This is a genomic window from Planctomycetota bacterium, assembly GCA_016207825.1.
In the GTDB taxonomy this organism is placed as follows: Bacteria; Planctomycetota; MHYJ01; order JACQXL01; family JACQZI01; genus JACQZI01.
Map to the genome: position 1 here is coordinate 1 of JACQZI010000020.1, position 10,889 is coordinate 10,889.

Consider the following 10,889-nt stretch of genomic DNA (forward strand, 5'->3'; position numbering starts at 1 on the left):
CAAGACAACTACTAAATTCTACTGGGGTGATGACGTGAAACAAGCCGGCGATTATGCTTGGTATGAGGATAATTCAAACTATACCACCCATCCAGTCGGACAGAAAAAGCCGAACGGGTTCGGGCTATATGACACTGCCGGTAATGTCTGGGAGTATTGTGCTGATTGGTATGATGAGACCTATTACGAAAATAGTCCTAAGGACAATCCGCAAGGGCCGGCGAGCGGGGAATTCAAAGCCGTTCGCGGCGGCAGTTGGTACGGTGCCACAGCATACTTGCGGGTGTCTGACCGTGGCTACGCCGGGTGGACTGGCACGGGACGGAACAGCCTTGTGGGCTTTCGCCCAGCTAAGACGAAGTAGCCTTTTACATCTTTACTTTTTGGGTTCAGGGTGCGTCGGGTTATGCGAGTGAGTGCGTTTTTACGATGGGCATCCCATATCTTTACGAGTGGTACCCCATACTTTGGTAAGCAGTGCCCCATACCTTTGTGAAGGGGAGTCCATACCTTGGTAAGCGGTACCCCATAGTTTTGTAAGAGGCGCCCCATATCTTGGTGACTGGTACCCTATACCCTGACAAGTGGCTCCCCATACTCTGATAAGAGGTGCCCTATACCTTGGTGAAGACTACCCCATAGTTTTGCGATGGGTACCCCACGGCCTTACGAGGAGGGGAGCACGGCTTTATAAAGAATCCCCCACGGCGGGGGGTGTGCCTACCCCCCTACGTTTGACTTTACCAAATTTTCTAATTCCTTATGGGTCAAGATGATACGAACGAAAATGAGCCCGCAAAAAATACCATAATTCCAGCCTTTAATGAGTACCCTCTCAAGGATATTAAACACTGGGTAAAAAAGGCCTACGCCAGAGCACGGCGTCAAGTCCACTGGCGTAAAGCTGAAAAGATTAAGGCAATGATGCCGATAGAGACGGCGTCGTATGCCGAGCGGAAGGTATTCGGCAACTGGCGATTGGTGGCGCCATACCGTGATACCGTAGGGGCGATTCATGAATCGCCCCTACAGACAGCCATCCGGGCATTGCGGCCTTATATTGTGCAGACCAGATGGGGTCAATTCCGGCGGCAATTCGTTAAGCGCCTCAAACTCGCCTTTAACGCGATATGTGATTCTGATTATGACCAGAAGATGGTGGACCAGGTCAACGGCTGGCTGGATGAGTTGGTGGCGTCTTTCGTCTCTTCCGCCTCAGGCGGACCCGCCTTTGGCGGGCGTCCCTCGTCTTTCGTGGTCAGGTTCGTCCTTCGTCCCGAGACCGCGCAGGGTTATAGTTCCCCGGAATTCCTGAAAATAAGAAGCGCTATCTGGGAACGGTTTACCGGCAAGGGGCTTGATTTGAACCGGTTTACCAATCCCACGGCGGCCGGCCGCCAGATGGAGATGGAGTTGGAGTGCCATGGTAAAATGATGGATATAAAGGACGCCTGAATTACATTATTAGGGTAGGAATGAAAGAAAATAAAAATGGGCTTGTGATATAAATAATCAATGACTAAATATTTGATTTCAAAACCCGTTAAGGGTAGAATAAAAGTAAACTACCAAAAAGATAGGAGGTTTTTTATATGCCCATCGCCATGAAATGCGAATGCGGAACGGATTATAATTTCAAGGACGAATACGCCGGTAAAAGCGTCCAATGCCCCAAATGCAAAAAGGTGTTTGCGGTCTGCCTCCAGGGGCAGGATGCCGCCACCCAGCCGGGCGACCAGGTTTTCAACCGTAATAAGTTCCTCCTAAGGCAGAAACATTTCGCCATTTCGGAAAAATACGACGTTTGTGATGAAAAAGGCGTGCCTATCATCTTCGTCCAGAGGCCGATGCATCTTTTGCGGAACCTGGGCGCCATCTTCGCCGGATTCATGGCGGGCGGGCTGGTTGCCACGCTCTTCGGCATACTGGCAAGCTTAACTTCCGGCGCGCTCCAGGCCGTGCTTGTTATCCTTGCCGTGCTCGGCGGGCTTTTCGGCATCATTGCCGTTTCGATAATGCTCTATGCCAAGCGCCACATTACTTTTTACCGCGATAAGACCAAAAAGGAAAAACTCCTCGAAGTGCTCCAGGATAAAAAAGTCCAGATAATCAACGCCACCTTTACCGTCCGGTCGCCGGACGGCGCCGAATTGGCGACTCTCCATAAAAATTACCTTTACAATATAATACGCAAGCGCTGGTATTGCTACAAGCCGGATAAATCTATTTTGTGCCTGGCAAAGGAGGATTCGATAATCCTTTCCCTGATACGCCGGCTCCTGGGCAATTTCTTTGGGCTTTTAAGGACGAATTTTATCATCCTCGAACCGGCCGGGGAAAAAGTCATCGGCGAATTCAACCGCAATTTCACCATTTTGGACCGTTACGTTCTGGATATGTCGGCTGATGCCTATAAGACATTGGACCGGAGAATCGCCATTGCGTTGGGTGTAATGCTCGATACAGGCGAAAAACGCTGATTTAAATATGGAAACACCAAGCCAAAACGAAGCAAAACCCACGGCCAATCCGCTCCCGGCGGTTTTGATTACGGATAACATGCTGGCGGATTCATCCGATGAATCTGGGAAAACGGATTTTGAAAAGGACATATCGTTCCTTCCGCCTTTGACCATAGCGCTTATCGGCATAAATATCCTTGTTTTTATATGGGAGCTTGCCGCGGGCAAGCTGGAAAACGAGGTCGCCATTATCAGCGCCGGCGCGTTATACCGCCCGTTGGTCATGCAAGGCGAGATATGGCGCCTTATTACCTGCATGTTCTTGCACGGCAGTTTTGACCACTTAATCGGCAACTGTATCGCCTTTTACATCCTGGGGATGGCATGCGAACACGCTTATAAATATTACAAGACTTCTATAATTTATTTTTTGAGCGGGATAAGCGGCGCGCTTTTTAGCATTTTGATACATGAAGGCCCTTCGGTAGGCGCTTCGGGCGCCATTTTCGGGCTGATGGGCGCGGCCGGCGTCTTCTTTTACAAGCACCAAAAGCATTTTTTCCTGCGCGATAAACGCATCGGGTTCATCATCGTTATCTGGGCTTTGTATCAAATCGGGACCGGGTTTTTAACCCCGTTCATAGATAATTCCGCCCATATCGGCGGGTTTATCGGCGGGGGAGCGATTACTTTCTTCTTAGTCCCTGAATTAGTGGCGCCGGCGAGCCCTAAAGAACCGGTGACCCTATTGCAACTCGAAGAGAAAAATATTTATGGGATGTAAGAGAGCTGTTCGGAAACCAGATACTTTTAAAAAGGAGCTGTTATGAATTCGCTTCCGGAAGAAAATCCTTCCCCGGAAATGCCCAAGCCCGAACCGTCTAAACCGGAATCACCGACGAATATTCCGGAGCCGGATATAAAACCATTTGCCGATGCGCTTGAGCCGCCGCCCATTCCCAAGCCGAAAAAGGCGTCTATCATCCCGGATATCACCGGAATCGCCATCCTTGCCGTTTTCCTTTTGATAATTTTGTTCGACTACTTTATATACCAGGGCTCGGAAAGATCCGGCGGCGCCGGTCTGGGTGTTTTAATCCTGCTCTCCGCGATAGTCATCTGGTTCGTGGAAAATAAGCCGCTGACCAAGTCCTCTGTCATCTGCGGTATTCTGGTGCTTATTTTCGCCCTGCGGACTATTTGGCAAGCGGTTTCGTTGGCTGAAATAATCTCTTTTATGCTTCTTTTTACATTTGCCTGCTCTTCAAGGCAATTCTTAATCCATATCCCGGAACTGTGCCATTATTTTTTGTTGACTTTTGTCGCCATCCCTCTGACGTTATTGGGGTTTGGCAAAACCTTTATGCGCTTTGGCGCTAAATCCCCCGGCTGGAGCCTGAAAGGATTTCGTATCGGGCTGACCTGGCTGATTCCTGCCGCGGTTGTCCTGGTTTTCCTTTTCATCTTTGCCATGGGAAATATTGTGGTCGAATCGTGGATGGGAGACGCCTGGGACTGGGTTTGGAAACAGATTTCCAATATTTTTGAATACATATCATTCGGCCGTCTCTTTTTCTGGATAGTATCATTTTTCATCGCGATAATTTTATTGATACCTAAAAACATCAAGCGGACTATCCTGACCCCGTTTCTCGGCGAAGATGAGAAAATGGAGGCCAGATCGCCTTTGCCCGCGGTTGATTTGCGGGAGACAATCGCCATCAATACGCTTATTGCCGTGAACGTTCTCTTTTTCGTTTACAATGCGGTGGATATTTCGTTCCTTTGGATAAAGCGCGCCTTGCCAGAAGGCTTTGCGTATTCAGTATACGCCCGCAGCGGAACGCTCTGGTTGACCATGGCATTGGCTTTAACCAGCCTGATACTGGGGATTATTTTTATCCGCGACCTTAATTTCCACCGCCGGGCGTCTTTTTTGAAGATTCTTTCCTGGATTTGGGTGGCGCAGAACCTGGTCTTGGCGCTTGCCACTTTCCGCCGTCTGCAGGTATACATTGATTATAACGGTCTTACGCGGCTGAGGATTGTCGGCGCTTACGGGATTACTTTAGTGGTCATCGGGCTTTTGATCGTTGCCTTTAAGATGCAAAGGGTGAGGAGTTTCCTGTGGATGATACGCCGTCATTTGCTTGCCTTTGCGCTGGCGCTTTTCGCGCTTGCCGTAACGCCGATGGACTGGCTGGTTTTTAAATACAATACCGGAATCATACTTTATGAGAACCCGCGTTCAGCTATCCAATTAATCGTTCAGCCCATCACTGCCGAAGGAATCCCGCCGCTCATTCCTTTATTGGATTCTAAGGACCAGGCTATCCGCGAAGGGGTTGCCGGCATACTCCTCAGGGAGCAGGCGAGATTGCAAAAGCTGAAGGATGCGGAAACCCGCTGGGCGGATAAAGAGCTTTCCCGCTCCAATGCCCTGGAGGCGATTAAATCCGCCCGTCCTAAATTGGACGAAATCATTCCGGATGGGAATTGGCAGAAGGCATTAAAGCAACTGGACGATTACGCCAGAAGATGGTGGTAAAACCTGCCGGAAAAGACTCTTTGCGGAATCAGGCTTTCCTGATTTTGTAGGTGTCCTACACTTTAAAGCCGGATATTATTTATGATGCCGTATCCCGTGAAGTAATGTCCTGAAGATATAATATGTGCTGAAAAGGATTATGGACAGCGCCGTCCCGAAACACAGTATCACCAGCGATTCGTAAGCACCCTGGTACATATCCATGCTTGAGGCGTTGGGGCGTGAGAGCATGTATTGGAATACCGCTTCAAACGCCATTGCCGTTGCCAATATACTCGCCATGAACGATAATACCCCCAAGCCTTTCAATACCTTGGGCCAGAACAGGAACTTCTTAAAGCCGTCAGGCAATTGGCTATTGGAAGAGATGTATTGGCGGGCCTTGGAAAGATTCTTGATATTGGCGATAACCGCCGCAAAAGAGGCAACCAGGAAAAAGCAGAATACCGCGGTATAAGCCGGCCCGCATAATTTTACCAGATGAATAATGCTTGTCCCCATAAGAGCATTCTTTCCGGCTGATTTCAGCCTCAAAGAAATTTATAGCCGCGTTTGTCCGCGTTAACCTGTGTGCAATGAATCACTTCTTAACCAGTGTTTTTACCGTTTTGATGATGCCTTCGGCATCCAGCCCGAGTGATGCCAGTAATTTAGCGCGGTTGCCGTGCTCGATGAATTTATCCGGGATTCCAAGGCACCTGGTTTTTCCGGTGTCCTTGCCTAATCTGTTCAGGCATTCCAGGACCGCCGAGCCGAACCCGCCGCTTGAGGCGTGTTCCTCAACCGTGATAATAAACGGCTGTTCCCCTGCCAGCTTCTTAATCAGTTCTTCATCCAGCGGCTTGGCAAATCTGGCATTGACGACGGTGAGTTCAATCCCTTCCTTTGCCAGAACTTCGGCCGCAGTATATGCCGGATAGACCATCGAGCCGTATGCTAAAATCGCGCCGCCCCTGCCGTCTTTAAGTATTTCTGATTTAGCTAATGCAAGCGGTGCTGATTGGGTAAACAATGGCTTCGGGGTTTCTGTCCGCGGGTAACGGATAAAGACCGGCTGGTTTAATGTCAAGGCAAAGGCAAGCATCTGGGTGAGTTCACTTCCATCTTTGGGCGACATCAGGACGAATTCCGGGAACATCCTTAAATAGGCAATATCAAAAACACCGTGATGGGTGGCGCCGTCGCTGCCGACTAAACCGGCGCGGTCCATGGTAAATACGATATGATTTTTTTGCAAGGCGACTTCCTGGAAAAGCTGGTCAAAGGCGCGTTGTAGGAATGTCGAATAAATGCCGGCGATAGGTTTTAACCCCTGTTTGGCAAGCCCGGCGGCCAGGCCGAGTGCGTGCTGTTCGCAGATGCCGACATCGAAATACCGGTTCGGGTAGGCTTTTTCGAATTCCACAAGTCCCGTGCCTTCGGGCATTGCTGCGGTGATAGCCACGATACGGCTGTTCTCGCGCGCCAGTTCGGCTGCCGAGCGGGCAAAGACATCCGTGTAAGTTTCCGCATTCTGGCGCAGGCTGACTTTACCGTCATCGGAATATTTTACCGGGTTCATGCCGTGCAGGTTACAGGGGTCTTTCATGGCAAGTTCGGAGCCCTTGCCTTTTTCCGTGATGACGTGAATAAGAATGGGCTGTTTGAGTTTCTGTATTTCACGGAATAGCTGTATCATTTTCGGGATATTGTGCCCGTCCACCGGCCCGTAATAGGAAAATCCGAGTTCTTCGAAGATAAATCCGCCCAGAAACGACATCGCCGAGGAGCGCAGGTGGCCTATGGTTTTTCCCACGGTCTGGCCGACCTTGGGCAGGGATTCCGCAATGCGGTAGAGTTCGTTTTTGACATCCTGGTAAAGATGGGTGGTGCGCAGTTTATTGAGATAATTCGCCATTGAGCCGATGGTGCGCGATATTGACATTTTATTGTCGTTAAGAATGACGATTAAGTCCGGCTTGACCGTACCGGCGTGGTTAAGCGCCTCAAAGGTCATTCCGGCGGTCAGGGCGCCGTCGCCTAAGACGGCGATTGCCTTATTATTATTTTTGAGTAGACCATTGGCGCAGGCGATTCCCAAAGCAGTGGAAACCGAAGTGCCGGCATGGCCAACCTTGAACGAATCATAAGGGCTTTCTTCCGGCGCGGTAAATCCGCTCAAGCCCCCGCCCATCCGCAGGGTATCTATTTTATCCAACCGTCCGCTTAGGATTTTATGGGTGTAGCACTGGTGGCTGACATCCCAGGCAATTCGATCTTGAGGAAAATTAAAGACGTAATGCAGGGCGATAGTGAGTTCGATTACCCCGAGGTTGGAGCCCAGGTGCCCGCCGTTTTTATAGACCACTTCTATGATTTTCCGGCGGATTTCCTCTGCCAGCTTGGGCAATTCCTCGACCGGTAATTTCTTCAACTCTTCAGGAGCTTTAATCTTTTCCAGCAATGCCATATTCGGTTTATTATACACAAATAAGCCGCTTTATCAAATAAATCCCGATAGGCCGTTTATGGACAAAACCGATTTCAGTTGACCCCGCCGGATATAATGTGTATCTTGGAATATCCAGCGGGGCAAGCCCCGTTTTATTTATTCTCAGTGTTCTCTGTGCCTCTGTGGCTAATTGAATTATGATATTACAAAATCCGCTTGGTTTATTGGGCCTTTTGCTGATACCGCTTTTAATACTGCTCAAATTCCTCAGGGCGCGCCCGCGCACCGTGGTCGTGCCGAGCCTTTTAATCTGGGAACGCGTCAGCTCCGAAGGCGTTGAGGATAAGAAACATTACCGCTATAATTTCTTATTAGTCCTGCTTATCCAGATTATCGCCATTGCTCTTCTTTCCTTTGCCATGGCCAAGCCCGCCTTTGTCGCCCAGGAAGAGATCCTGCCGGAGATAGTAATCATCCTGGATAACAGCATTGGGATGAAAAGCGCCTCCCAGGGCGGTCCGACACGCCTGGATAAGGCGGTAATGCATCTTCAAGGATGGCTTGCCAGGCAACCAGCGAATCTTCCGCTGACGGTGATACAAACCACCGGCGCGGAGAATCTTGTCCTGCGCCACCTTCGGTCGGCGGACTTAACTAAACAGCTTGATGTGTTATCGCCCAACGAAATAAAGATTGACTGGGCGGATTGGCTGGCAAGGTATTCTTCAGAACTTGGTAAGCTTGGTGTCGATAGCCGCGTGCTTTTGTATTCGGATAGGCATTTGCCGGAATCGATTATCAATCAATTCAGGGTTAAGCCGGTTGAAATACTCTTCGGCGCGCCTTCGCAAAATGCGGCGATTACCCATATCGGGGCAAGGGTGGTTGAAAGGAGAACGGCGGTATTGGTTACAGTAAAAAACTATTCCAATGAGCCGCGGCAGAATGTTCCGGTTGTAATATATTCGGATAATAAAGAGATGGCTAAAGAGGAAATAAGCCTTAATCCGGATGAGGAAAAAGCAGTCGTCTTTCCGGATATCAGCGCGGATAATCCCACGGTTATAGAAGCGCGGTTGGAAATCGGGGACGATTTGGAATGCGATAACAGGGCGTTTCTGACCAAACTCAGCAAAAACAAACAAAAGGTTTACCTGGTCGGCAGGCAGAGCAATGTGCTGACAAGAGTATTAAAGGCGAATCCGTCTTTGGAGCTGGTATATTCTCCCGAGCCACCGGCGGCAGGCACGGACGCTATTTTTATATACAATAATATCAAGCCGCCTGATGGGGCTGATTACAGGAAAGCTGTTGTGGTAAACCCGCTGTATGATTTTTACCGTTTCAAGCTGGCGCGCCTGGAAAGGAGCGATTTCCAGTTGCTTTCCCCTGCATTGAATTCGGAGATTATGGCTAATGTGGATGTTACCGGTTTTCATCTCTGGCAAAGCAGGGGTGTTATATCGGCAGAAGTGGAAAATGAATTTTTGGCGCCGCTCATACGTTCGGGTGATGATATCCTGCTGGCGGAATATAAAAACAAGGGGAACCATATCATCATTTGCGGTTTTGATATGGAATGGGTCAATCCCAAAGAGAGCGATACTGATTGGGCGTTGACGCCATACTTCCCGATTTTCTGGGCGAACCTGATAGAAAGTTTTAGCGGTATTGGACAAGTATCAGAGGGAGAATACGGGTATTACAGGGCAGGGGATTATGCCAAACCGCTTAATGGCTACCAATTAAAGAGCGGATTGTTTGATTCGGTGGGCGGCAAGACAGCCGTTAACGTGGCAGACAGTGCGTCCTCCGATAATAACGGTGTTACGCAGATACCAGAGGCGGTTTCAGGTGCGGGGACTGCAACGATAATCAAAAGCATTGCTCGTCCGGCCTGGTTTTGGCCGGTTCTTTTCGGTTTAGTCTTATTGGTAATTTCCTGGTGGTTGGAAAATAAGGAGGTGAAGTAATGTGATTAGGTTTTTCCTGGTTACTTGTTTAGTCGCGGCGTTGGGTTGTGCTTCCCAGCCGTACCGGGAAAGCATACCCGTTCCGCCTCCGAGCCGTTTTAATTATGTCCATAAACCCTCGACTGAATGCAGTCCGGTGTGTATCCAGCTTAGCCGGATACAGAAACTTGAACATCCATTAGACCGGGTAAAGGAATTATTAAAAGTTGCAGAGATGGAAAGGCTTTCCTGTCATGACCAGTTGTATTTGATAGAGGTAGCTTTGCCTATTGAGATGTTCAGTGCGGAGAAGGTTTTTACGAAGCTTGCCGGATATAAATATTTGTGTTATTCGGTGCGGGATGCTCTGCTTAATTATGCGGAACGACTTAATGTGCACGAACGCAAACAACTCATCCAATTGTTACAGGAAAACAAAGGTGTGCCGGACAGTTTGACGCCTATGGAAAAACTCTGGACGGAGATTTTCTCCGAGGATAATTATACGATACTGGGCCTTTATAAAGAGGGCTTTAAGGAAGAGGACAACCTGGTTATTTTATATCTCAATAAAACCGCGCCTGTCCACAAAAGGGTCGATGTTTTAGCAAGGTGGCGTAAATCTTGGGATAAGGTGACGCCTTGGCATAAAATAATCACGGAGGATTTATCCATGGATGCAACTTCTCTTTTTATACCGCTGGCTTTCGGTTCGGAAGTGCCGCAACCCTTTAAGAGTTCTTACAGCAAATATTGGATCGGCATCTCTAAAGACACGGTTCTTTCGGATGAAGAAATATCTTTGCTTATCAGGCTGAAAACCCTGTGCATATATTACCTTAACCGCAGGCTAGCGAGAGAGTTGACAGAAGCAGAAGTGGTAAAGGTGATGGGTTTTTTAAGCGAAGGGAAGTCCCCGGATGAAATCGCCAAGGGGCTTGAAAAGTAAAGCATACAGTTAATTATCCATCCCGTTAGATTACTCCTTTATTTCAAGGGGAAACATCAATAAAAATATTTGATAATAAGCGATATTTGGCTTGACAACAACAGGCGTAGTTTATATGATACGGCTAAGTTAAAAGGTAAAGAATTCTGTCCGCTATTCTATTGCTTCTCAGCAGTAGGCTCTGCCCTTTGGGGCAGGGGCTGCGATGCTGGACTGCTGGGAAGTCTTAGCGGACAGAAAGTAGAAACCAGTAAGTAGTTCCTTGCCCTTTTTTATTTATCCCGACAGGGCGTCGGGGTTGGGCATAGGAAAAGTAAATATTGGCAATAAATGAAATTGCCCTTGACAAAGAGATTAATAAAAGTTATAGTATCAAACAATAAATAAGGAGGATTGTTATGCAGAAAAACAACCGCGCCGTTAACATAGGAGCTTTCGGCATCGCCTTATTAATATGTATAGCCACCGTAAATCTGGCCTTTGCAGACCCAACCATCACCACAAATTCCCCCTTGCCTGATGCCTTGCTTAATACTGCATATAATAC

At 48.6% G+C, this 10,889-nt stretch carries 10 protein-coding genes; 8 read left to right on the forward strand and 2 right to left on the reverse strand.

Going from position 1 to position 10,889, the window contains the following annotated elements; genetic code table 11:
• The 5 genes from HY811_07975 to HY811_07995 form a co-directional block, all read left to right on the forward strand.
• The coding region (locus HY811_07975; protein MBI4834737.1) for an SUMF1/EgtB/PvdO family nonheme iron enzyme at nucleotides 1-364 on the forward strand (364 nt) is incomplete at its 5' end.
• 557 nt (nucleotides 365-921) lie between these two features.
• Complete coding sequence (locus HY811_07980; GenBank protein ID MBI4834738.1) at nucleotides 922-1,455, forward strand: hypothetical protein; 534 nt, start codon at nucleotides 922-924, stop codon at nucleotides 1,453-1,455.
• Nucleotides 1,456-1,592: 137 nt separating this feature from the next.
• The gene (locus HY811_07985) at nucleotides 1,593-2,480 is read left to right on the forward strand and encodes a hypothetical protein (protein MBI4834739.1); all 888 of its coding nucleotides are present in this window, start codon (nucleotides 1,593-1,595) and stop codon (nucleotides 2,478-2,480) included.
• 7 nt (nucleotides 2,481-2,487) lie between these two features.
• Complete coding sequence (locus HY811_07990; GenBank protein MBI4834740.1) at nucleotides 2,488-3,246, forward strand: rhomboid family intramembrane serine protease; 759 nt, start codon at nucleotides 2,488-2,490, stop codon at nucleotides 3,244-3,246.
• Nucleotides 3,247-3,288: 42 nt separating this feature from the next.
• The gene (locus HY811_07995; GenBank protein ID MBI4834741.1) at nucleotides 3,289-5,010 is read left to right on the forward strand and encodes a DUF4173 domain-containing protein; all 1,722 of its coding nucleotides are present in this window, start codon (nucleotides 3,289-3,291) and stop codon (nucleotides 5,008-5,010) included.
• A 75-nt stretch (nucleotides 5,011-5,085) separates the two neighbouring features.
• On the opposite strand, the gene HY811_08000 is transcribed toward HY811_07995, so the two are convergent.
• Together HY811_08000 and HY811_08005 are read right to left on the reverse strand one after the other, a co-directional pair.
• Nucleotides 5,086-5,511: a hypothetical protein gene (locus HY811_08000; protein ID MBI4834742.1), complete on the reverse strand. Its 426-nt coding sequence runs from the start codon at nucleotides 5,509-5,511 to the stop codon at nucleotides 5,086-5,088.
• Nucleotides 5,512-5,590: 79 nt separating this feature from the next.
• On the reverse strand, nucleotides 5,591-7,477 hold the full coding sequence (locus HY811_08005) for a 1-deoxy-D-xylulose-5-phosphate synthase (protein MBI4834743.1): 1,887 nt from the start codon (nucleotides 7,475-7,477) through the stop codon (nucleotides 5,591-5,593).
• A 161-nt stretch (nucleotides 7,478-7,638) separates the two neighbouring features.
• Between HY811_08005 and HY811_08010 the strand changes: the two genes are divergently transcribed.
• The 3 genes from HY811_08010 to HY811_08020 all read left to right on the forward strand — a co-directional run.
• Complete coding sequence (locus HY811_08010; protein ID MBI4834744.1) at nucleotides 7,639-9,414, forward strand: BatA domain-containing protein; 1,776 nt, start codon at nucleotides 7,639-7,641, stop codon at nucleotides 9,412-9,414.
• 1 nt (nucleotide 9,415) lies between these two features.
• Nucleotides 9,416-10,342 carry a hypothetical protein gene (locus tag HY811_08015; protein ID MBI4834745.1) on the forward strand — a complete coding sequence of 309 codons (927 nt, stop codon included), beginning with the start codon at nucleotides 9,416-9,418 and terminating at the stop codon, nucleotides 10,340-10,342.
• 398 nt (nucleotides 10,343-10,740) lie between these two features.
• A partial coding sequence (locus HY811_08020) for a hypothetical protein (protein MBI4834746.1) occupies nucleotides 10,741-10,889 on the forward strand: 149 nt, incomplete at its 3' end.

Excerpts from the sequence above, each read along its gene's own strand:
- HY811_07985 (MBI4834739.1), top strand. The coding sequence starts at position 1,593 with ATGCCCATCGCCATGAAATGCGAATGCGGAACGGATTATAATTTCAAG.
- HY811_08010 (MBI4834744.1), top strand. The coding sequence starts at position 7,639 with ATGATATTACAAAATCCGCTTGGTTTATTGGGCCTTTTGCTGATACCG.
- HY811_07990 (MBI4834740.1), top strand. The coding sequence starts at position 2,488 with ATGGAAACACCAAGCCAAAACGAAGCAAAACCCACGGCCAATCCGCTC.
- HY811_08000 (MBI4834742.1), bottom strand. The coding sequence starts at position 5,511 with ATGGGGACAAGCATTATTCATCTGGTAAAATTATGCGGGCCGGCTTAT.
- HY811_07995 (MBI4834741.1), top strand. The coding sequence starts at position 3,289 with ATGAATTCGCTTCCGGAAGAAAATCCTTCCCCGGAAATGCCCAAGCCC.
- HY811_07980 (MBI4834738.1), top strand. The coding sequence starts at position 922 with ATGATGCCGATAGAGACGGCGTCGTATGCCGAGCGGAAGGTATTCGGC.